At 62.4% G+C, this 21,963-nt stretch carries 20 protein-coding genes and 1 pseudogene; 10 read left to right on the top strand and 11 right to left on the bottom strand.

Translation table 11 applies throughout. From position 1 onward, the window contains the following. Positions 1-3: 3 nt before the first annotated feature. Positions 4-444 (bottom strand): hypothetical protein, encoded by a 441-nt coding sequence (locus G5575_RS11310; RefSeq protein ID WP_164534400.1) that lies wholly within the window; start codon positions 442-444, stop codon positions 4-6. Positions 445-619: 175 nt separating this feature from the next. Here G5575_RS11310 and motA point away from each other — a divergent pair, with 175 nt between their 5' ends. The 3 genes from motA to G5575_RS11295 all read left to right on the top strand — a co-directional run bounded on the left by motA (position 620) and on the right by G5575_RS11295 (position 3,714). Beyond that, positions 620-1,483: a flagellar motor stator protein MotA gene (motA, locus tag G5575_RS11305; protein ID WP_164534399.1), complete on the top strand. Its 864-nt coding sequence runs from the start codon at positions 620-622 to the stop codon at positions 1,481-1,483. A 12-nt stretch (positions 1,484-1,495) separates the two neighbouring features. After that, positions 1,496-2,416 (top strand): flagellar motor protein MotB, encoded by a 921-nt coding sequence (locus G5575_RS11300; RefSeq protein ID WP_164534398.1) that lies wholly within the window; start codon positions 1,496-1,498, stop codon positions 2,414-2,416. Between the two features lie 143 nt (positions 2,417-2,559). Continuing rightward, complete coding sequence (locus G5575_RS11295) at positions 2,560-3,714, top strand: FecR domain-containing protein (protein WP_164534397.1); 1,155 nt, start codon at positions 2,560-2,562, stop codon at positions 3,712-3,714. Positions 3,715-3,749: 35 nt separating this feature from the next. Here the strand turns inward: G5575_RS11295 and G5575_RS11290 are convergent, their stop codons facing one another. The 4 genes from G5575_RS11290 to G5575_RS11275 form a co-directional block, all read right to left on the bottom strand. Continuing rightward, entirely contained in the window at positions 3,750-6,071 is a 2,322-nt protein-coding gene (locus G5575_RS11290; RefSeq protein ID WP_164534396.1) for an EAL domain-containing protein, read from the bottom strand. A 74-nt stretch (positions 6,072-6,145) separates the two neighbouring features. Next, complete coding sequence (locus tag G5575_RS11285) at positions 6,146-7,678, bottom strand: permease (RefSeq protein WP_164534395.1); 1,533 nt, start codon at positions 7,676-7,678, stop codon at positions 6,146-6,148. Then, entirely contained in the window at positions 7,675-8,427 is a 753-nt protein-coding gene (locus tag G5575_RS11280) for an ABC transporter ATP-binding protein (protein ID WP_164534394.1), read from the bottom strand. Before G5575_RS11280 ends, G5575_RS11285 begins: the two co-directional genes overlap by 4 nt. A gap of 172 nt (positions 8,428-8,599) precedes the next feature. Further along, positions 8,600-9,037 (bottom strand): organic hydroperoxide resistance protein, encoded by a 438-nt coding sequence (locus G5575_RS11275; RefSeq protein ID WP_164534393.1) that lies wholly within the window; start codon positions 9,035-9,037, stop codon positions 8,600-8,602. 95 nt (positions 9,038-9,132) lie between these two features. On the opposite strand from G5575_RS11275, the gene G5575_RS11270 reads away from it, so the two are divergent. Next, positions 9,133-9,579 carry a MarR family winged helix-turn-helix transcriptional regulator gene (locus tag G5575_RS11270; RefSeq protein ID WP_164534392.1) on the top strand — a complete coding sequence of 149 codons (447 nt, stop codon included), beginning with the start codon at positions 9,133-9,135 and terminating at the stop codon, positions 9,577-9,579. Between the two features lie 60 nt (positions 9,580-9,639). Continuing rightward, a complete protein-coding gene (locus G5575_RS11265) occupies positions 9,640-9,840 on the top strand; it encodes a hypothetical protein (protein ID WP_164534391.1) in 201 nt (66 codons plus the stop codon). A gap of 52 nt (positions 9,841-9,892) precedes the next feature. On the opposite strand, the gene G5575_RS11260 is transcribed toward G5575_RS11265, so the two are convergent. Together G5575_RS11260 and G5575_RS11255 are read right to left on the bottom strand one after the other, a co-directional pair. Next, complete coding sequence (locus G5575_RS11260; protein WP_235935924.1) at positions 9,893-11,881, bottom strand: bifunctional 2',3'-cyclic-nucleotide 2'-phosphodiesterase/3'-nucleotidase; 1,989 nt, start codon at positions 11,879-11,881, stop codon at positions 9,893-9,895. 514 nt (positions 11,882-12,395) lie between these two features. Further along, on the bottom strand, positions 12,396-13,367 hold the full coding sequence (locus G5575_RS11255; protein WP_235935923.1) for a sugar kinase: 972 nt from the start codon (positions 13,365-13,367) through the stop codon (positions 12,396-12,398). Between the two features lie 58 nt (positions 13,368-13,425). Between G5575_RS11255 and G5575_RS11250 the strand changes: the two genes are divergently transcribed. The 3 genes from G5575_RS11250 to G5575_RS11240 all read left to right on the top strand — a co-directional run bounded on the left by G5575_RS11250 (position 13,426) and on the right by G5575_RS11240 (position 16,144). Further along, a complete protein-coding gene (locus G5575_RS11250) occupies positions 13,426-14,892 on the top strand; it encodes a mannitol dehydrogenase family protein (protein ID WP_164534390.1) in 1,467 nt (488 codons plus the stop codon). 63 nt (positions 14,893-14,955) lie between these two features. Beyond that, a complete protein-coding gene (ypfJ, locus tag G5575_RS11245) occupies positions 14,956-15,894 on the top strand; it encodes a KPN_02809 family neutral zinc metallopeptidase (RefSeq protein ID WP_164534389.1) in 939 nt (312 codons plus the stop codon). Positions 15,895-15,967: 73 nt separating this feature from the next. Next, a complete protein-coding gene (locus tag G5575_RS11240) occupies positions 15,968-16,144 on the top strand; it encodes a hypothetical protein (RefSeq protein ID WP_164534388.1) in 177 nt (58 codons plus the stop codon). Positions 16,145-16,190: 46 nt separating this feature from the next. Here G5575_RS11240 and carA read toward each other — a convergent pair whose 3' ends face one another. Next, entirely contained in the window at positions 16,191-17,429 is a 1,239-nt protein-coding gene (gene carA / locus G5575_RS11235; RefSeq protein WP_164534387.1) for a glutamine-hydrolyzing carbamoyl-phosphate synthase small subunit, read from the bottom strand. A gap of 160 nt (positions 17,430-17,589) precedes the next feature. On the opposite strand from carA, the gene G5575_RS11230 reads away from it, so the two are divergent. After that, the gene (locus G5575_RS11230) at positions 17,590-18,042 is read left to right on the top strand and encodes a GatB/YqeY domain-containing protein (RefSeq protein ID WP_164534386.1); all 453 of its coding nucleotides are present in this window, start codon (positions 17,590-17,592) and stop codon (positions 18,040-18,042) included. A gap of 118 nt (positions 18,043-18,160) precedes the next feature. On the opposite strand, the gene G5575_RS11225 is transcribed toward G5575_RS11230, so the two are convergent. The 3 genes from G5575_RS11225 to G5575_RS11215 form a co-directional block, all read right to left on the bottom strand. Further along, positions 18,161-18,946: a GGDEF domain-containing protein gene (locus G5575_RS11225; protein ID WP_164534385.1), complete on the bottom strand. Its 786-nt coding sequence runs from the start codon at positions 18,944-18,946 to the stop codon at positions 18,161-18,163. Further along, positions 18,943-19,305: a hypothetical protein gene (locus G5575_RS11220; RefSeq protein WP_164534384.1), complete on the bottom strand. Its 363-nt coding sequence runs from the start codon at positions 19,303-19,305 to the stop codon at positions 18,943-18,945. Before G5575_RS11220 ends, G5575_RS11225 begins: the two co-directional genes overlap by 4 nt. Before the next feature lie 118 nt (positions 19,306-19,423). Beyond that, positions 19,424-19,813 (bottom strand): hypothetical protein, encoded by a 390-nt coding sequence (locus G5575_RS11215; RefSeq protein ID WP_164534383.1) that lies wholly within the window; start codon positions 19,811-19,813, stop codon positions 19,424-19,426. Between the two features lie 56 nt (positions 19,814-19,869). Here G5575_RS11215 and dnaG point away from each other — a divergent pair. Then, positions 19,870-21,807: pseudogene (gene dnaG / locus G5575_RS22240) on the top strand (DNA primase). The last annotated feature ends 156 nt before the right edge of the window (positions 21,808-21,963 follow it).

The following is a 21,963-nucleotide window of genomic DNA, read 5'->3' as shown; positions in this document are numbered from 1 at the left end:
GCCTTAGTTGTTAATCGACAGGATGCCCCACTCGGTATCCGAGCAGGCATCGTCAAGGCAGATGTTGCTGATCCAGATGGCGCCATTGCCGATGCCGACGCCTTCGTCGGTGACGGTCAGGTCGCCGACGTCCTGTTCAAGCAACGCCTGCATGGTTTCAGGCGTGACGAGGCTGTCGAAGTTGTCGAGGAGGTCCTGTTCTTCAAGAATGTCGTAGCTTTCGCCATTGGCGTTCACCAGCAGCGGGTAGGACGCATATTGGGCGATTGTCGTCGGGTCGCCGAACATGGCTGCATCCTGCAGGATCGAGAAAAGCTCGAAGAAGCCATCGGCATCACCCTGGATGGTTTCGATGCGCTCATAAACTTCTTCTTCCTGGGCCATCGCTGGCGCGGCGAGGGCGAGCACGACGATTGAAGCGAGGGCAGTGAGGCGACGGGCCATGGCTTTGTTCCGGGTGGGGCAAACTGTCTGTCGTCATCAGCAGTGCAAACGCGGAGGAAGGCAAGGGGCAGGCCAATCAAATACACCCGCTGTTAAGCCTAACCGCGCATTATCGCGGGGCGGCCGAGGCTTTTTACCCGGACGCGTGTGCTGCGTTCGAAGTTGAGTGTGCGTTATGCGTCTGATCGTCGGTGTGCTTGTCGTCTTTGCCTGCGTTTTTGGCGGCTATCTCGGCGTCGGCGGGCATATCGAAGTGCTGTGGCAGCCGTTCGAATTCCTGATCATTCTGGGCGCGGCGATCGGCGCCTTCATCATCGCCAATGGCGGTCCGGTGCTCAAGGGTATTCCGGCGATGTTCGGGACACTGTTCAAGGGTCCCAAATACAGCAAGACCGCCTATCTTGAACTGCTCGGCTTGCAGTTCTCGATGTATAAGCTCGTGCAGCAGAAGGGCATTTTGGGCATCGAGCCGCATATCGAAGACCCGCACAATTCAAGCCTCTTCAACGCCTTCCCGACCTTCGCCAAGAACCACCACGCGGTGGAGTTCGTCTGCGACTACATGCGCATGGTGACCATGGGGTCCAACAATGTGCACGAGATGGAAGCGCTGATGGACGAGGAGCTCGAAACCCACCATCAGGAGCAGGAGCGCATGGTTTCGGCCATGCAGGCGCTGGCAGACGGTACGCCGGCTCTGGGCATCGTCGCGGCCGTTCTTGGCGTGATCCATACGATGGGCGCGATCGCCGAGCCGCCGGAAGTGCTGGGTCACATGATCGGTGGCGCGCTTGTGGGTACGTTCTTTGGCGTGTTCGTCGCCTATGGCTTCTTTTCGCCCTTTGCGCAGTCGCTGAAGAACACGTTTGAAGCCGAGTCCAAGTATTTCCTGTCGCTCAAGGTCGGGCTTCTTGCCCATATCGGCGGGCAGCCGCCAGTGATGGCGATCGAGTTCGCGCGCAAGGCGCTGATGAGCGAAGTGCGCCCGACCTTTGTCGAGGTGGAAGCCGCCACTGCTGCCCTGCCGGCAACGGCATAAGGACATCGGGCCATGGCGCAGTACGATCAGCCGATCATCATCAAGAAGGTCAAGAAGAAGGGGCACGCTCACCATGGCGGCGCCTGGAAGATCGCTTATGCGGACTTCGTGACCGCGATGATGGCGTTCTTTCTGCTGCTCTGGCTGATCAGCATGACGACGCCCGAGCAAAAGCAGGGCCTGGCTGACTATTTTGCGCCGGCGGCGCTGAGCGTCACCACCAGTGGCGCCGGCGGGGTGATGGGCGGCAATGCGATGGATAATTCTGGCAATCGGATGTCGGGCTCGTCGGCTGATGTGATCGAGGCGAAGCCGGCTTCGCCGCAAAGCGCCGACCAGGGCACGACGGAAATCCAGATCGGCGGACCGGCGCGGCAGCAGGGCAGCGAGCAGCAGGCTTCCAGCGACAGCGAATTCAACCTCAAGTCGCTCGACAACCAGGCTTTCCATAGCGCCGCAGCCAGCATCAAGCAGGCCTGGCAGTCGCTGCCGGAAGTCACGCCGTTCATGGACAACCTTCTGATCGAGGAAACCGAAGAGGGTCTCGACATCCAGATCGTCGACCAGCAGGGCCGCTCGATGTTTCCGGAAGGATCGAAGTATCCGCTGGAGCCGACACGGGCGGCAATCGCAGCCATTGCGCCGATCCTGCAGCAGCTCAATGCGCAGGTGACGATTTCGGGCCATACCGCCGCTGGCGGGCGCTATGACAATCCGCGCTACGGGCCGTGGGAACTGTCGGCGGACCGGGCAAATGTGGTTCGCTCGATCCTAGGCGAATTCGGCATGGGCGAGGACCGCGTCAAGTCGGTGATTGGGCGGGCCACAGATGAGCCGTTCTTCCCGAACGATCCTTATATGGCAGCAAACGAGCGGGTGCGGATCACCGTGCTGCATGCGCCGCCACCGGTCCCCGTTGGATTGAAGCCATAAAGAAGAGCTTTTACATCGCGCTAACCTTGTCCGCTGATGTGACGACTTAAAGACAATTAAAGCATCGGATGTAAATGCTTTGGTTGAGGACAAATACGTAAGGTGGTTCCCATGCGGCAGAAGCTGCTTTGGGGAAGTCCTTTATGCGTCCACTTCGAATTTTGTGTGCTGCGGTGCTGCTCGCATCGGTGAGCACGAGTGTTCTGGCTGATGACTGGGTTGCTGATCGCCTGCGCGGAAGCGTGACGGTGATGCAGGGCGGAGACTGGGTAACGCTGACGCGCGGCCAGGTTGTTCCGGATGGCGGCAGGGTCCGGACGGAGTCCAATGGACGTGTCGAGCTGGTGCGTGGCGCGGAGCGGATCTCCCTTGCGGCAAATACCGAAATCTCCATCCGCGATGCCGGCGACCAGAAGATGACCAGCGTGATCCAGTCGCGTGGCACCGTGACGGTGGATGCCGAGCGGCGCAATGTGCAGCATTTTTCGGTGCAGACGCCGGTGCTTGCGGCCGTGGTCAAGGGTACCCAGTTCACGGTAACCTATAGCAATGGACAGGCGAGCGTCAGCGTTGATCGCGGCGTGGTGCAGGTACAAGACTCGAGCCACGAGATGATGGTGGATGTCACTCCGGGCCAGGTGGCCGAGGCGCGGCAAACGCGGCCGCTGGACGTGTCCGGACCCGGTTCCGAGAACGCGGTCTTCATGATCCAGGGGGAAGTCGTGCCGGCAGTGGCGCGTGAGGCCGTATTGAGCGGCAACATTACCGCGGCCGAGGCCGTCGAGGTCGTGCGCGAGAACCCGGAACTGTTGACGGCTGCTGCAGGCCGCAATGATGCCGGCAACGGGCGTGGCGCAGATCAGGCTGAGCGCAACAGCGGGCCCGGCAACAATAACGGGCCTGCTGCTAACGGTCCTGGTAAGGGCAATGGGCCGGGCGCGAACAATGGCCGCGGTAGAGGCGACGGCCCTGGCAAGGGCAATGGTCCCGGCAAAGATGATGGACCGGGTCGTGGTCACGGGCCGAATAAGGATGACGGGCCGGGCAAAGGTGATGGGCCCGCTAACGGCCGTGGCAATGATCGCGGGTCCGAAAACGGAAATGGCCCCGGCGGCAACAACGGCAATGGGAACGGACCCGGCAGCAACAGCGGCAGCGGAAACGGACCGGACGGCGGCGGTCCTGGCCATGGGAACGGCAACGGCCCTGGCAAGAACGACGACGACAAGGGCAATGGCAACAGCGACGGACCAGGCAATGGCAAGGGTCATGGGCCGGGCGGACGCGACAAGGACTGACACTAACTAGGGCGTCCAATCACACCGGCTGGAGCTCAGGCTCTGGCCGGTGTTTTTGTTTCCAGCTCCAGCATTTGCAGCAGCTGTTCGACGGGCACGGGCCGGCTGAAATAGTAACCTTGGCCATAGGTGCAGCCTTGTCTCTCAAGCAGCGCAGCCGTCGCTTCGTCTTCGATGCCTTCGGCGACCGTGTGCTTGCGCATGCGGCGGGCGAGTTCGATGATGGCAGCGAGCAGGGCCTCGGCGTCGGGCGAGGAGCGATCGCGCACAAAGCTTTGGTCGATCTTGACCGTGTCGAAGGGCAGGTCGCGGAAATAGATCAGTGATGAATAGCCGGTGCCGAAATCATCGACCGAAAGGCGAACGCCGAGACGTTGCAAGCTCCACATCGTGGTGCTGACGAGGCGGGGATCGGTGACGCGGCTCGATTCGGTGATTTCGAGTTCCAAGCGCTCGGGTGGCAGGCCGGAGCGGCGCAGTGCTTCGGTGACGACGGCGACAAGGTCGGAGTGCTGGAACTGGATGGGCGAGACGTTGACCGCAACGACCATGCTGTCAGGCCAGCGCGAAGCCTCGAGGCAGGCTTCTTCGAGGATCCAGCGGCCAAGATCGATGATAAGGCCCGTTTCCTCGGCCAGCGGGATGAACTCGGCGGGTGAAATCAGGCCCAGCTCGGGATGATCCCAGCGCATCAGCGTCTCGGCGCCCACCAGTTTGCGGGTGCGAAGAGCGATCTGAGGCTGGTAGAGCAGACGCAACTGACCGCCGGCGATGGCGCCGCGCAGATCGCGATCGAGGCGCCGATGGCGTTCCATGGCGGCGTGGTCGGCGGGGCTGAAGCCATGGACGTTGGTGCGATTGGCGCGAGCCTGAACGAGGGCGGTTTCGGCTTGGTTGATCAGCTCGGGCAGGTCGAAGGGGCCGGCGGCATAGCCGGCGATGATCTCGACATAAAGCCGATGCTCGTCGACGTGATAGATGCCGGAAAGCTCGCGGGTGATATAGACCGCTTTTTTGCTCAGGTGATCGGCGTCGCCATTGTCGTCGCCGGCAAGCGCGAAAGTGGACGGAGCGATGCGTGCTAGGGATGGAAATCCGGCATGCTCGAGACGGTGCGCGAACTGCACGAGAAGTCTTTCGACCACGTCATGTCCCAAGGTGGCGCGAAGCTCGTCGGTGCCTTGCGGCTGCAGCGCAATCACCATTTGCGGGTGCGTGCTGCTGGGGCGGTCGAGTAGGCCCTGTCGGGAGTAGAGGCCGGTGGGGGCGTCGTGCGTGGCCAGAAAGCGCAGGCGCCGCAACGCTGCGCGGCGTCCGAGCAACTGGCTATAGCCGTCATCGGCGAGGGCAAGGCCGAAGAGGAGCAACAGGCCAACATGCATGCTGGCCGAGTGAACGATCAGGTCGAGCTTGGCATAGGCGAAAAGGGCCAGGGCCTCGGTCAGCGGGGCCGAGACGAGAAGCGCAAGGCCGGTGAAGGCAATGCTGGAGCGGCGGGTGAGCAGAAGGATCAAGGCGCCGAAACTGGTGAGCAGCAAGCCGGGGAGGTGACCCCAATTGCTCAGAATGCGGCCGGCCTTCAGAGTTTCGACCGCGGTCGCCTGGACGATCGGGCCGGAGAGGATGCCGTGGAGCGGCGTGTTGAAGAAATCGCGCAGTTCGATGGCGCCAGCGCCAACGATCACCTGCTTGCCGGCAAGGAAGGCCGGATCGATGCGACCGTAGAGCACATCGGTATAGCTCAACCGGGCAAGACGGCTCAGGTCGATACTGAAGTCGATCTCGACGACAGGGGGAACCGGAAACTCCGGGCGGGCGAGTTCGAGAGCAAGCGAAGGCACTTCGCCAAACGCATCCGTCGCCGACATCGGCAGGCTGTGGACGCGGGCGTTTGTGGGATCGAGGAGAACGTTGACGAGGACGGGATCGGCTTGTTCCGCGAACTGGGGAAGCGGCCGCGTGAAACTGGTGCCGCCGGCGCCATCGTCCTGGCCAAAAGCGGCAAGGTAGGCGTAGCCGCCGGCGCGTTCGAGCGCAGCGGTGAATTGGGCATCGGCCCAGTCGTCACTGGCGCTGGAAAAATCGATGTCGAAGGCGACATCCTCAACGCCCGCCTCCATCAACCGGTCGAGGAGGGAGGCGTGCATGGTGCGCGGCCAGGGCCAGACGCCCACTTCGGCAAGGCTCTTGCTGTCGATTTCGACGACGACTGTCGTGCCGCTCGGCTGGGTAGGCACGAGGCTCAGGCGCCAGTCGCCGAGCCGGCGATCCAGCGACGCCAACATGCCCGAAAGGCTGAGGCCAATCAGGACAAGGAGCGCGGCAATGACGACACCCCAGCGTACGATCTGCCGCACTTGGGCCTCCAATTCGGCGCGACCCTAGCCAAATCTGACTGATATCTGGTTAAGGCAGGCGTAGGGAAACGCCTTTAGGCTTGCCTGGGAGCAAGGAGGCGGGCGAGACCGAGGACCAGAAGGGCGATCATCGCCGGCAGGATCGCAAGCAGAAGACCGGCTGCCCAAAGTGCGCCGGTGCCGGCCCACATGATCGACGACAAGGCTTCGCTGAGGGTTGCGGCACGGGACGCGACCTGGCGGCGGCGGAACATCGAGCGCTTGGTGGGGACGCGGAACCAAAGCTGGATCGCCGTGGATGCGCCCGCCGCTGCAAAGCCGCAGACTGCTGTGATCACGGCCATTCGCCAGGAGGAAAAGGCGAGAAGCAGGAGCAGCGGGGCCATAACCGCGGCGATGACGGCGAGGACCGCTTCGACCTTGGCGCGCAGAATGGTGCGCGGTGTCAAAGGCGCGGTGGTGACGAGGTCGTAGGCGTCTTCGCCGGATATGGCGAGCCAGGCAATGCCGCCGGCCAATTGTCCTGCGGCCATGACCAGGACGGGGACGACGACGACATAGGTGCCTTCGCCGGCGCCATAGTTGATCCAGAGCAGAAGCGCCGGCGGGATCAAATAGAAGAGCTGCATCAGTGTTTGCGACAGCAGCCAGGGGTCGCGTTGGAGTAGTTTCCATTCCTTGCGGCGTAGCGCCTGGCGCTGGGTGGTCGGCGCAAAGGCCTTGCTGGACGCGCGCCGCTGGCTGCGGACATGGCTAAGTCCTGCGGCGGAGGTTGCGAGGGCAGCGTAGCTTGAGGCGGTCAGGGCAATGGTCGTTGCGAGGATTGCAAACGCCAGCGCGGCGAGGAGGAGGGCGAGCGGAACATTTCCCATAGCGGCGCGAGCGGGCCACCAGAGGACGCTGGCTTCTCCCGGTGAGCCGGCGATGATGTCGGCGGACTGGAAGAAGGCGAGGCGCGAAAAGCCTTCATGGGAGAGAATGGCGGCGGCCTGGATGCCGATGACGAAACCCGCACCAACGAGACCCGCGAGGATTTGGGCGAAAAGGCGGGTGCGCTTCGGGCCGACCAGTTGGAACAGCAGCCGGGTCAGCGCCATGGCGATGGCCGTGGAAAGCGCTGCCAGCGATGCGAGCACGAGGTAGGCCGACAACCATTGCGGGCCGTCCTGGAGGACCAAGGTGATGACGATCGGGCTGATCAACAGGGCGCCCAGCGCACTGGTCGAGGCACAGACTGCCAGGGCGCGCACGGCGAAGAGCTTACGGCTCGAGGCGGGCGAGGAGAGGATGAGGTCGAGATCGGAGCGGGCGTAGTACACGCGGGTAACGGATTCGAGGGCCTGGGAGAGGGTCACCGTCCAGAACAAAAGGCCCATGCCGCTGACCATGACCAGGGTCGGCTTGTCGATGGTAATGCCAAGCTCGGTCCAGGGCCGCAGGGTGAACCAGGCGATGACTTGCATCAAGGCGAAGACCAGGAGGCCGCCGATGATCCAGCCGGCGAGACGAACCCGGCGACCGCCGGTCATCATGGCGATGGTGTCGCGCCAGGCGAGACGGAATTCGTGCTGGGCGAACCAGGCGAGGGAAGCCGGGGCGAAGGTCACGCGGCCTCGCTGCCAGGATCGTGGCCCTGGGCGACGAGATCGAGAAAGATTTCTTCGAGGGTGGTTTCGCGGCCGATGCGGGCGCGCAGTTCGGCCAAGGTGCCTTCAGCGATGAGGCGGCCATCGGCGATGACGCCGATCCTCTCGGCCATGCGTTCGGCGACTTCGAGGATGTGCGTGGTCATAATGACAGTGACGCCGGCTTCGGTCTTTTGCCGGAGCACGTCCTTGACCTGGCGGGCGGAGCCGGCGTCGAGGCCGGTCAGTGGCTCATCGAGGATGATAAGTTTGGGGTCATGGACCAGCGCGCCGGCCAGGGCCACCTTTTGCAGCATGCCTTTTGAGAAGCCGCCGCAGAGTTCGTTAGCGTGGGGGCGAAGGCCGAGCCAGTCGATGAGTTCGTTGGCCGAGGAACGGGCGCGGCTTGCGTCGATCTCCCAAAGGCCGGCAACGAAATCGAGGTATTCAAGCGGGGTCAGGCGGTCATAGACCATGGGTTCGTCGGAGACCCAGGCCATGAGGCGCTTGGCACCGACGGGATCGGCGAGGGCATCGGTGCCGAAGATCGAGATGGTTCCGGCGTCGGGGCGGAGCAGGCCGGCGACCATGCGCAGGATCGTGGTTTTGCCGGCGCCGTTGGGGCCGAGCAGCGCATAGAACTCACCGGCTTTGATCGTGAGATCGACGCCGCGGACGACCGGGCGATCAAAAGATTTGGTGAGGCCAGAAAGGGATAGGGCGGCTTGCATGGCGGCTCCGTAGATGGAGCCAGTATAGAGCCGAGGATTTGAGGCGGGTTTAACGGGATTAGCTCAAATGCGCGGCATCGCGCACCCCCACCTCAGCTTCGCTACGGCTGCGCCTAGCTGCGCTATCCTCCCCCATCAAAGGGGGAGGAAGCGAGGGAACCAAGAACAGAACTTAGGCGACGGTCAGCTTTACGTCCACATTGCCGCGGGTGGCGTTGGAGTAGGGGCAGACTTCGTGGGCCTTGTGGACGAGGTCTTCGGCCTGCGCCTTGTCGAAGCCGGGAAGGGTTACCTTGAGTTCGACGGCGATGTTGAAGCCCTTGGCGCCTTCATTGGCGTTTTCACCGAAGGAGACCGAAGCGTCGATGGTGGTTTCGTCGGGGACCTTGACCTTTTCACCGCGGGCGACGGCCTTGAGCGCGCCCAAGAAGCAAGCGGAATATCCGGCTGCGAAAAGCTGCTCGGGATTGGTGCCCGGGCCATCATTGCCGCCCATGGCCTTGGGAGTGTCGAGGGTGACTTCCAGGCGACCGTCATCGGTCTTGCTGGTGCCGGTGCGGCCACCGGTGGTGTGAGCGTGGGCGGTGTAGACGGCTGACTTGATGCTCATGGGGAAGCTCCTGGTTGATGGCGATATACATAGCGCACAATTCAATTGCGCGCAAGAGAAATTTGTGTGATTGTTTTTCGAAGTTTGGAGCTGACATGGCCGCGCCCAAAATGCCGACGATTGACCAGATGCTGTGCTTTGCCGTGTATTCGACCGGGCATGCCTTTACGCGGTTCTATAAGCCGAGGCTTGAAGCGCTGGACCTGACCTATCCGCAGTACCTGGTGTTCCTGGTTTTATGGGAACGCGATGATGTCACGGTCAAAGCGCTGGGGGACAAGTTGTTCCTCGATAGCGGCACGATTACGCCGCTGGTGAAGCGGCTCGAGGCTCGTGGCCTCGTGACCCGACGCCGTGACGAAGCCGACGAGCGGCAGGTCCGGGTGCAATTGACGGCCGAGGGCAGGGCGCTGCAGGCAAAGGCTGAAGCCATTCCGCTTGCGGTGATCGAGGGCACGGGCATGGGACTCGATGCGGCTGATGCCATGCGGCGGGAGCTTTTCGCCTTGCGGGAGCGTCTCGATGCGGTGCTTGGCGAATAGGGCTAGTGGAACTCGCATTCAAGTCTCGTCGTTGTTTCGTCACATTTGATGGAGGCTTGGATGGCTTTGAACGAACGTGAAACTGTTATCGTCGACCGAGGTGGCTCGAGCGCCAGCGTCATTGTCGGCATCATCGTGGTGATCGCGCTTCTGGCGATCGGTTACTTGGTGTTCTTCAACGGCAATGGCGCCCGGACTGGCGGCACCGTTGATGTCGACGTGCCGGCGGTCAGTGTGGATGTGGTGCCCGACGGGCAGTAATTTCCACGCAGAAATCGAGATGCGGGCGCCCCAAGAGGGCGCCCGTTTCTTTCTAGAGCGTGATGCGGTAGATGCCGAAGCCGTCGGCATTGGTTTCGCCGGTGGTCTCGATGGACACAGCGGTGACATCATCGACCTTATCGGCGGCTTTGGGACCGGTGGCAAACAGGACCGTGGTGTCGCCGATCGGCGCGAGCGACCAGTTGCTGTCAGCCTTGGGATCGATAGTGCCGTTTTCGATGATGAAGCGGACGATGATGTCGCGGTTGGTATCGGGTCCGACAAAGACGATCTTGTCCGTGCCGATGCCCGGGAACGAGCCGCCGCCGCCAGCGCGATAGTTGTTGGTGGCGACGATGAATTCGGCGGCCGGATCGATGGGCTTGCCATCATACATGAGGTCGACGATGCGGTTTGCATCGGGGTTGATCTCGCCGCTGCCGTCGGGGGCATATTTGGACGGCTGGGTGAGGTCGATCTTGTAGGTCACCCCATCGATGACGTCGAAATTGTAGGACGGAAATTCCGGGTTGATGAGTTCGACGTCGGTGGAGCCGGGTTCGATCTGGTTGAAGATGCCTGCGGACCGCTCGAGCCAGTTCTTGACGTCGGCGCCGGTGATCTTCACCGCCTGGATGGTGTTTGGATAAAGATAGAGATCGGCGACGTTCTTGATGGCGACGGGGCCGACCGGGACGTCGGTGTAATATTCCGGACCGCCGCGGCCACCGGCCTTGAAGGGTGCGGCAGCCGAGAGGATCGGCAGGCCTTCCCATTCGGTGCCCTTCATCATCTGCTCGATGTACCAGGATTGCGCCTGGGAGACGATCTGCACGGAGGGATCATCGGCGACGAGGGCGAAATAGGAATAAAGCGGAGCCGAGGTTTCGCCGACCGGACGGCGGATATAGTCGAGGGTTTCCTCGTGTTCCTCGGCGACGGCCTGTTCCACCGCAGGGACCGACTCGACCGTGGGCACGTTCTTGTTGTCGACGCGCTCGACGATTGGACGGGCTTCGGACGTGTGGGAGACGACCGACCAGTTGCCGTCGGGATCGACTTCGAGCAGCAGGTCCACAAGACCCATATGCGAGCCCCAGAAGCCGGGCATGACCGCCGGTTTGCCGTGGAGCGTGCCGGCCTCGATGTCGGCGCCTTCGATGCCTTCGTAATCTGGGCCAGGGAAGACCAGGTGATGGTGGCCGGTGAGGACGACATCGATGCCGTCGACGGCGGCGAGCTGCAGCGATGCGTTTTCAGCGCCGGGAACGTGCTCGTCTGCTTCAATGCCGGAATGCGAAAGCGCCACGACGATCTGGGCGCCTTCTTCGCGCATCCTGGGCACCCAGGCTTCCGCAGCTTCGACGATGTCGCGGACCACGACCTTGCCTTCCAGGTGAGTGGCGTCCCAGGTCAGGATCTGGGGCGGAAGGAAGCCGATGACGCCGATGCGGATGGTGTGGATGGCACCCGAGCCGTCGGTCAGTTCTTTTTCGAAGATGCGATAGGGTTCGAGATAGGTGTCGTCATCGACCGCGTTGGCGGCGAGTTCGGTGCCGCGCACGAGGTTGGCCGAGACGAGGGGGTATTGAGCGCCTTCAAGAGCGCGATCAAGAAATTCGAGGCCGTAGTTGAACTCGTGATTGCCCAGGGTTGCGCCGTCATAGCCCAGCGTGTTGAGCGCGGCGACCGCGGGGTGGATGTCGCCCTGGTTGAGGCCTTTCTCATAGGCCATGTAGTCGCCCATCGGGTTGCCCTGAATGAGGTCGCCATTGTCGAAGAGGACGGCGTTGCCGGCTTCGGCGGCGCGGATCTGTTCGATGATCGCCGCGGTGCGGGCGAGCCCCATCGTGTCGTTGGGGGCGTCGGCATAGTAATCGTAGGGCAGGATAGCGACGTGAATGTCGGTGGTTTCGATGATGCGCAGATGCGCCTGATTGGCTTGCGCCAGGACGGCAAAGGGGTGCATGGCGGCCATGGCGCCTATGCTAGCAGAACCAGCAAGAAAGCTGCGCCGGGAAATCGATGGGAAGAAGTTCATGATCGTCTCCATGTAAAATGCCCTGCCGTGGGGGCTGGAGCGCTCCCGCGGATGCCGGCGCGAAGCCGGTTCGTGCGCTTCCGCCGCGACGGAAACGGGCTGGGTCATGCCCAATGGAGGTGACGCTGGCATGACGATGCGGTGGAGAGGGGGCGGATTTTTACCGGGTGGTCAAACGTGAGGATGTGCGAAGGTTCCGGTCGGCGCGGAGCCTCCGGGTGAGGTGAAGGTGATGGGGCCCCGAGACAGCTTTCGCCTCGTAAGTTTTTGTGTTGTGAGACGAGAACCGTCTCGGAGCGTCGGGTTTTCTGGCAGAGGGTGTCGTTAGGGGCGCATTGCTGCGCAATTTCCCATCCCCGGACCCAGGATCCTGTAACGATGCAGACCCCTCCCCAATGTCGCCGGACAGGTGATCGTTGCAACTCCATCGTCGCCCGGCTGATGGGTGGGAGTATGAGGGAGTTTGGAGGAGGCGGGGATAAGATGGGTAACGCGCTGCACTTTCCTTTCCCGTCTACTGCTGCACCAAGCCAGGATCGACCAAAGCGCCTTTGTGGCCGATGACGATGCCGGCGGTGCGGTGGGCGGCGGTGGCGGCGTCGTGGAGGGATTTGCCTCCGAGGCGGGCGGCGAGGTAGGCGCCGTTGAAACTGTCGCCCGCGCCGGTTGGGTCAACGACATGGGCGCCGGGAGCGGGCGCGAGGCGGACGCGTTCAGTGGCGGTGGCGATTAGGGCCTCTTTGCTCCCGTGCTTGACCACGACTTCCTCGACGCCGAGCTCGAGGTAGCGGTCGGCGGTGTCGTCGACGCTCTTGTCGCCAAAGAGCGGCGCTTCGTCGGAATGGGTCGGGAGGACAATGTCGCAAAGGCTGGCGGCGGCGGTGAGCACGCCCATCATCACGCGCGGCGATGACCAGAGCGCCGGACGCAGATTGGTGTCGAAGGCGATCCTTGCGCCATTGTCGCGTGCCTTGACGATGGCGCCGAGAAGGCGGCCGCGGGCGCGCGGGGCAAGGATGGCGAGGGTGATGCCGGAAAAATAAACGAGCTCGGCGCCTTCGACGGCCTTGGCAAGGGCGGGCTTGTCGTCGGCGAGCAGCTTGGCGGCCGAGGTGTCGCGCCAATAAGTGAAGTGCCGGTCGCCGGCTTCCTGGTGGATCATGTAGAGGCCGGGACGGCGGTTATGAATGGTCTGTATGTGGCTGGTGCCGATCTGGTTGTCGTCGAGGAAGCGGCGGATATCGCCGGAATATCGGTCGATGCCGAGGGCGGTGAGATAGTCGACGGACCAGTCCTGGCCTAAAAGGGCGCGCAGATACCAGGCGGTATTGAGAGTGTCGCCGGCATAACCGAGGCGGTAGGCGCGATCCTCGCCGCCACTCATTTCAATCATGCATTCGCCGATGCTGACGATCCGCCTGGCCATGTCGATGTCCTCCCCGAATGGCTTCCCATAGCCGCTCAATATGCCGGGCGAAAGCACCATTGCAACTTCCATACAAGAGGGGTTTGACTATGGTGCCGCCAAATTGCCGGAGCACGTCATGACTCGCCTCAATTCGCAGACGCTTTCGACCCTTGCAGCGGGCATCAAGGTGCCCGGTTACGAACGGAGCGCGGTGACGCCGGGGATTGTGCATCTGGGGATCGGTGCGTTTCATCGGGCGCATATGGCGGTCTATGTGGATGACCTGCTGGGCGAGGATCCGAGCTGGGGCATTGTCGGCGCAAGCCTCAGGCGCCCGGACACCAAGGAGGCATTGGAGCCGCAGAACGGGCTTTATACCATCGCCGTGTGCGATGCGGCGGGCACGCATCCGCGGGTGATCGGCTCGATTCTCAGGGTCATGGATGCGAATACCGAACGCGAGGAGCTGCTGGCGCTGATGGCTGACCCAGCCATTCGCATCGTGTCGCTGACGGTGACGGAAAAGGGCTATTGCTATGCCCCGGCGACCGGCGAGCTCGACGAAAAGCACCCCGACATCGTTTATGACCTGGCGCATCCAAGCGAGCCCCGGTCTGCTCCCGGCATGCTGGTCGAGGCGCTGGCGCGGCGAAAAACTGCGGGTGTCGCGCCCTTCACGGTGATGAGCTGCGATAATCTTCCGAGCAATGGCGAGACGGCAAAGCGCATCGTGACGCGGTTTGCGGCGCTGCGTGATCCGAAGCTGGGGGAGTGGGTCAAGGATGTGGCGTTCCCATCGACGATGGTGGACCGGATCGTGCCATCGACGACCGATGCGGATCGGGATGAGGTTGCGCAGCTAATCGGGGCGGAAGATGCCTGGCCGATCATGACCGAGCCATTCACGCAGTGGGTGATCGAGGATCGGTTTCCAAGCGGTCGTCCAGCTTTCGAAAAGGTCGGTGCGCAGCTGGTCGCAGACGTCGAGCCGTTCGAGCATATGAAGCTGCGCATGCTCAATGGCTCGCATTCGACCATGGCTTATTCGGGCTATCTCGGTGGCTACCAGTATATCAACGAGGTCATGGCCGATCCGGCCTATGCGCAGATGGTGCATGGGCTGATGACCGAGGAGGCGATGCCGACGCTCGACATGGCAGGGACCGATCTTGGTGCCTATCGGGATCAGCTCCTGGAGCGGTTCCGCAATCCGGCGCTCAAGCACCGGACCTGGCAGATCGCCATGGATGGATCGCAGAAGCTGCCGCAGCGGCTGCTGGGCACGATACGCGATCGGCTCGCGGCGGGGGACAGCATCGACCGGCTGGCGCTCGGGGTGGCGGCCTGGATGCGCTATGTGACGGGCGTCGACGAACAGGGCGGTGAGATCGATGTGCGCGATCCGCATGCACTCAAGATGCATGCCATTGCCGCCGATGCGGGAGACGATCCCGAGGCGCTTTTCGACGGCCTGGTGGGCCTGAGCGAAGTGTTCGGGACCGATTTGGCTAGCAATACGGCGTTTCGAGAGGCGGTCCTGCGGCAGCTCGAAAGCCTCTTCGACGAAGGCGCGCGGGCGACAGTGGCAAAGCTCGCCTCATAGGTGGAACCGGGAGAGGCGCTGCGCGCTTAACTGACGTCTTCGTGACTTCGGAAAGGCGTCAACATGAAGTGGCAAGGTCGGGAGCGCAGCTCCAATGTCGAGGATCGGCGTGGAGCGCGTCGCGGTGGTTTGGGCGGTGGCCTCGGGGGTCTGGGTGGCCTGGGCCGAGGTGGCGGCATCCGTCTCCCGACAGGCGGTGGCGGCGGCCGAGGCGGCATATCGAGCATTATCGGCATCGTCATCGTGCTGGGCATTATCTGGTTTGCCACGGGCACCAACCCGATCGATGTGCTGACCGGCGGCTCATCGTCTTCGGCGCCGACGTCGTCCAATGCTTCCTCGCGCCAGTTGCCGGCGCAGGGCGAAGATGAGCTGGCCGATTTCGTCGGCGTGGTCGTCAAGGAAACCGAGGATCTTTGGAGTGAGCAGTTTGCCGCCTCCGGCCAAGACTATCCGGAGCCGCGTGTGGTTCTCTTCACCGATGCGGTCAATACCGGATGCGGTGCGGCAGACTCATCGACGGGGCCGTTTTATTGCCCCGAGGACCAGCAGGTTTATATCGACCTCTCCTTCTACGATCAGCTCCATCAGCAGTTTGGCGCGCCGGGCGATTTTGCGCAGGCCTATGTGCTGGCGCATGAGGTGGGCCACCATGTCCAGAACCTCACCGGCGTGTTGCCCGAGTTCAACCAGGCGCGGCAGAGCATGAGCCAGGAAGAGGCCAATGCCTACTCGGTGCGCGTGGAACTGCAGGCGGACTGCTATGCGGGGGTCTGGGCCAATTATGCAGGCCAGCAGAACCTTTTGGACAATGGCGATATCGAAGAAGCGCTGAACGCAGCCAACCAGATCGGCGACGATACGCTACAGGAGCGCATGCAGGGATATGCCGTGCCTAAGACCTTCAACCACGGCACTTCGGCGCAGCGCAAATCCTGGTTCGAGCGCGGCTATCAGTCGGGTGATCCGGGCGACTGCGATACGTTCTCCGGCAACGTCTAACAAGACGCCGACCTTTGTGATGGACCCCGGCGGCTGAAAAGCCGTTGGGGTCTTTCTACGACAGGAGGCTTTCATGGCAGACAGCAAACCGACCGGACCGGGACAGCCGAACCAGATCGACCACAAGGAAGGCGAAACCAGCCCTTCGCTGCTGAAAAAGGACGCTGGCGACAAGAAGGATAAAAAGGACGACCAGCCCGGCGCAGCCGGTTTCGCGTCAGCCGGTGCGAGCGAAGACACCTACGACTAAGCCGAAAAAGGGCTGCCCGTTCGGCAGCCCTTTGTGATTTGAGAGCTTATTCGGCTGCGGCCGGCGTGGGGTGCTCTGCTTTTTCTGGCAGGCCATTTTGCTTGCGCACTTCGTTGAGAAAGCGCGTGAAGAGGTAGTGACTGTCACGCGGGCCGGGGCTGGCTTCGGGATGGTATTGCACCGAAAAGATCGGCTTGCCCTCGACAGCCAGGCCAGCGTTGGAATTGTCGAACAGAGAGATGTGGGTCTGGGTCACGCCGGGCGGCAGACTATCGCTATCGACGGCAAAGCCATGGTTCATCGAGGTGATCTCGACCTTGCCGGTGGTAAGATCCTTGACCGGATGATTGGCGCCGTGATGACCCTGATGCATCTTGGAGGTCGTGCCGCCCAGGGCGAGGCCGAGCAGCTGGTGGCCGAGGCAGATGCCGAACATGGGCTTGCCGGTATCCATCAGCTTCTGGATCGTCGGGACGGCATACTTGCCGGTGGCGGCCGGATCGCCCGGACCGTTAGAGAGGAAAATAGCGTCCGGCTTGTGCGAGAGGACATCGGCGGCGGTGGCGGTCGCCGGAACGACCGTGACCTTGGCGCCCTGATCGGCAAGGCAGCGCAGGATATTGCGCTTGGCGCCGTAGTCGATCGCGACGACGTGGAAATCGGGCTTTTCGACGGTGCCGAAACCCTTGTCCCAGGCCCAGCCAGACTGGTCCCAGTGATAGGTCTGGGCGGTGGTGACTTCCTTGGCGAGGTCGAGCCCTTCAAGACCCGGGAAGGCACTGAGTTCGGCCTTGATCGAGCCTTCGTCGAATTGCCCGCTCGGTTCATGGGCGACGACGCCATTGGGCATGCCGTTTTCGCGAATGCGGGCTGTCAGGGCGCGGGTGTCAATGCCGGCAATGCCGACGATGTTGCGCTTCTTGAGCCAGGCATCGAGCTTTTCGGCAGCGCGGTAATTGGATGGGTTGGTGATGTCGGCCTTAAGCACGACGCCGCGGACGCCGGATAGAGCGGCCATGTTGACCGTCTCAATGTCTTCGTCATTGGTGCCGACATTGCCGATATGGGGGAAGGTGAAGGTGATGATCTGCCCGGCATAGGACGGATCGGTCAGTACTTCCTGGTAGCCGGTCATGGCGGTGTTGAAGCAGACTTCGCCGGCGGCGTGGCCGACCGCGCCGATGCCAAAGCCCTCAAGGCGCGTGCCGTCTGCTAGAATCAGAATTGCAGTCGGTTTTGTTTCTTGCCAGCCGGTCACGTCTCTTCTCCAAGCTCGATTTACCATGGCCGCGCGCCAAGACCGGAAGCGCGAGGCTTCCCCAAGCGGGCGGAATGGTGTCGGTTGAGGCCTCCTCTTAGAAGGCGATAGAGGGCAGCGCAAGTAGCGCAGCTCCCGATTGATGCCTATATGGGGGCGACAAAATGCATAGCAAGGAGCCGTAAACATGCGTGAAGACATCAGCGAAGGGCTCAAGCAGGCGCTCAAGGCCCGCGACCAGCGGCGTACCGCGACGCTGCGCTCCATTAATGCCGCGATCAAGGATCGCGATATCGCCAATCGCGGCGACGGCAAGGGCCCGGCGACTAATGACGAGATCCTGGGCATGATCCAGAAGATGGTCAAGCAGCGCGAGGAGAGCTTTGCGATCTATGCGCAAGCTGGCCGGGCGGACCTGGCGACGGTCGAAAAGGAAGAGATCGACATCCTCAACGAGTTTTTGCCCAAAGGCCTGAATGAGGACGAGGTTGCCGAAGCGATCAAGGCGGCGATTGCAACGTCCGGTGCCGAGGGGCCAAAGGACATGGGCAAGGTGATTGCGCAGCTCAAGGCGGACTATCCGGGCCGGATAGACTTTGGGAAGGTCAGCGGACAGGTTCGGGCGGCGCTGAGCGCTTGAGGCGAAGGTGGGTGTGGCTGGTTCTCAGGTCACCCCACCCCAGCTTTGCTACGGCCCGTTGGGCCTAGCTTCGCTACCCTCCCCCTCAAGGGGAGGGAGCGGCCAGAGCCGATGGTTTTTAGGCAACGAGGCGCAAGGAGGCCAGGGCGATCTGGTTTCGGCCGGCGCTTTTGGCTTTGTAGAGGGCGGCGTCGGCGCGGCTGAGGACGGAGGAAAAGGTCTCGCTGGGGCTGCCGGTCGCTAGGCCAGCGCTGACGGTTGCCGCCGCGCCATGGTCGTTGATGGGGATCTGGAGGGCGGCATAGGCGCTGCGGATGCGCTCGGCGACCTTTCGTGCTGCGTCGCGCGACAGACCGGGCAGGATGATGCAGAATTCTTCGCCGCCCAAACGCGCGATGACGTCGGCGCTGCGAAGCTGGCTGCGCATGACGCCGGAAAACTGCTGCAGAACCAGGTCGCCGCGGGCGTGGCCGTATCGGTCGTTGATCTGTTTGAAATGGTCGAGATCGAACATCACGACGGCGAGGCCGGTGACGACCATGTCATCATCGAACTGGGTGAAGAGGGCGCGGCGGTTGAGGACGCCGGTGAGGGCGTCGGTGTTTGCCTCTGCATGGTGGCGACGGGCGGCGCGGGAGTGGTGCAGTGTCAGGGTGATGGCGCCGATGCCGGTCAGGCCGACCAACGACATGATGGAATTGAAGTCCTCGGCCCAATTGTCGGCCGGGGCTCGGAGAACCCAGTTCTGTTCGATCACCAGCATCATGGCGCAGGCGAGAAAGGACACGGCGGTGAAGCAATAAAGGGCGACATTGGCGAGCAAGGCGACCCGCGCATCCTGTCGGCCGCGCCAATATTCACCAGCGCATAAAAGCATCAAAGCGGCGGCGCTCAGGTTCATCATGACCGTGCCCGTGCCGGTATAGCCCAGAAAAAAGGCACAGCCGTCACGACAAGGGCGATGATGCCGGCAGCAATGGCCGGCACAAGATTGGCCTTGACGTCCCGAAACAGCCGCGAGGCGGAGTAGATGAGCGCAAAGCCGCTCAAGATGAGCGTATAGGGCAGGAGCGTATATTCGAGCGAATAGCGGCCGGCGCGGAAGCCCATGATGCCGACGCCGACGACAATCAGCGCCACGCCGATGGCGCCGTGCATGAGATAGGTTTCGCGACGGGAATTGAGCCAGCCAACCAGAAGAGCGAGGGTCAGGGAGGCGCTTGAAAAGGATATGCCGATCAGAAGTGAGGTATTATCGATCATCATCACTCATCCGGCACGTCGTTTTCCCGCTTTTGTTCTAGCCGAAAAGTTCCACGCAAATATTTCGCAGCGCTCAAAAATCTTGACGTGGTGAGCGATGGGTTAACGCTAGGCTCGCTTACCGATAGCTGACGGCGACCCCGGCGACCGCATCGTCCTGTCGAAAAACGGTTGCTCCGGGAGGAATATCCAGCTCGATGACACCATCGTCGGTCCAACGGGGATCGAGGTCCGCCGTCGCATCGGTGGAGAAAAAGGCGGCTGCATCATAGGGCACTTCTTCGCCGGGTGGGACAAGAGCGGCCTGGCTGTTGGGCGCCGTCGTGCCACATTCGCGCGAAAAGGTAACGAGATCGAATTGGCCATCCGGCGCAGGCAGGCGCTCGATCTCTGCGATCGTGCAAGCCGGCACGAGGCTATTGGCCATCCACAGCGTCGCGCCGATCAGCACTGCTGGTCCAACGGTGAGGATCAGCAGCACTGGCATGGGCATGGCGAGCTTCGGCATGGCTGTGGAAAACTCTCTCTGATGACTTGGGGCACAGGAGTGCCTAGATAACACACATGCGCTTTTCCGATACGTTTCTCGAGGAGATCCGTCAGCGCCTGCCGATTACGCAGGTGGTGGGCGAGCATGTGCTTTGGGACAAGCGCAAGTCGCAGCCTGGCAAGGGCGACATGTGGGCATGCTGCCCTTTTCACGCCGAAAAAGCCCGAGCTTTCATGCCGATGACCGGCGCGGCATCTATCATTGCTTTGGCTGCGGCGCTTCGGGCGATCACTTCCGGTTCTTGACCGAGAAGGCGGGCATGAGCTTTCCCGAGGCAGTGGAAAAGCTCGCCGGCATGGCGGGCGTGCCGATGCCGGTTCGCGACGAGCGCACCGAGCAGCGCGACGCCGCGCAAAAGACGCTGATCGATGTCATTGAACTGGCGACGCGCTATTTCGAGGCGGCGCTGGCGCACAATATCGGGGCGCGGGCGCGCGGATACCTGTTCGAGCGCGGAGTATCGCCGCAGAGCCAGGCACGATTCCGGATCGGCTTTGCGCCCGATAGCCGCAATGGCTTGAAAGAGCACCTGGCGGCAAACGGCGTTTCGGCACAGGCGATGGTGGATACCGGGCTCGTGGCCAGCCGCGAGGGCGATGCGCTGACCTATGACCGGTTTCGCAACCGCGTCATGTTTCCGATCACCGATTTTCGCGGGCGGGTCATCGCATTCGGCGGCCGAGCGATGTCGGCGGATGTGCCGGCCAAGTATCTGAACTCGCCCGAAACGCCGCTCTTTTCCAAGCGACAGACGCTCTACAATGGCTTTTCGGCACGGCAGTCGGTGCGCGATGGCGACCGTGGTGGTCGTTGAAGGCTATCTCGATGTGATCGCGGCCGTGTCAGCCGGGTTCGAGGGCACCGTGGCGCCGCTGGGGACGGCGCTGACGGAAGAGCATCTGCAGTTGTTGTGGCGCATGGCGGATGTGCCGGTCCTGTGTTTTGACGGCGACAAGGCGGGGTTGAAGGCAGCGGAGCGGGCAGCGGAACTGATCCTGCCGCATCTGAAACCCGGCAAGACGGTCAAGATCGCGACACTGCCGGAAGGGCAGGATCCGGATGACCTGATCAAGGCGCAGGGCAGGGGCGCCTTTGCCGAGGTCATCGATAAGGCGCGCAGCCTGTCGGACATGATCTGGAGCTTTGAGACAGGCGGGCTGGTGCCTGATGCACCTGAGGAGCGGGCGGCGTTGCAGGCGCGGTTGCGCGAGCGGGCCAATGGCATTCAGGATGCCACGGTTCGCTTCCATTATTCGCAAGCGTTCGATGAAAAGCTCAAAGCGTTCTTCGCGCCGATCCGCCAGGGCGGCCGTGACAGTTGGCGCGGTGGCGGCAAGCCCGCCTATGGGCAGAGCGGCGCCTATGGTTATCCGGCGCGGGGAACGCCGCGCCTCGTAGTCTCGGACACCTTGCGCAATTCGCGGTTGTTGCGGTCGGGAGTAGTGCTGGATGCTAGCCCTCGCGAGGCAACCATCATCCTGACGCTGGTCAACCATCCATCGCTGGTCGAGGACAAGTTCGAGGCTTTGGCGGCGCTCGATTGCGAGACGCCGGTTGCGCAAAAGGTCCTGAGCGACATTCTCGCCCTCGCCGTGCGGCACCATGACATCAGCGCCCCAGATCTGCGGTCGGCGCTTGGGGTGCGGGGGCATGGGCCGGCGCTGGACCGGATGGCCGATAGCCTGCAGCGGCAAGGCGTGTGGCAGGTGGATGCCGAAACGGCTGCAGTGGACGCTGAGATCGGTTTAAGTCACGCCCTGGCCTTGCATACCAAGAAAGTTCAGCTAAATAGAGAGCTCAAAGCAGCCGAAGCCGCGCTGGGCGAAGACCCGAGCGAAGAAACCTTTGAAAGGCTGCGAGACATCAAGAACCAGATTACCACTGTCGATGGCACAGAGGCATTGATCGAAGGATTTGGTTCGCTATCGGGACGCGCAACTCGCAGTTTTTAGGGGAAACCCTCAAGGCCTGCGACGATGCGCGATTTTGCGTTATGGCGAATCAGTGCCACGACGTATCGGAGCGAACAGGTCTCACACGGCGTTAACGCCTCGGTGACCAACCCTTTACCTTGTCTTGAGTTGTCACCACCTAAGACACAACCGGCA

It is taken from the genome of Devosia aurantiaca (assembly GCF_011058215.1).
GTDB lineage: Bacteria > Pseudomonadota > Alphaproteobacteria > Rhizobiales > Devosiaceae > Devosia > Devosia aurantiaca.
Note: the sequence above shows the minus strand (reverse complement) of the source record. Positions and strands in the feature narration are given on the sequence as shown.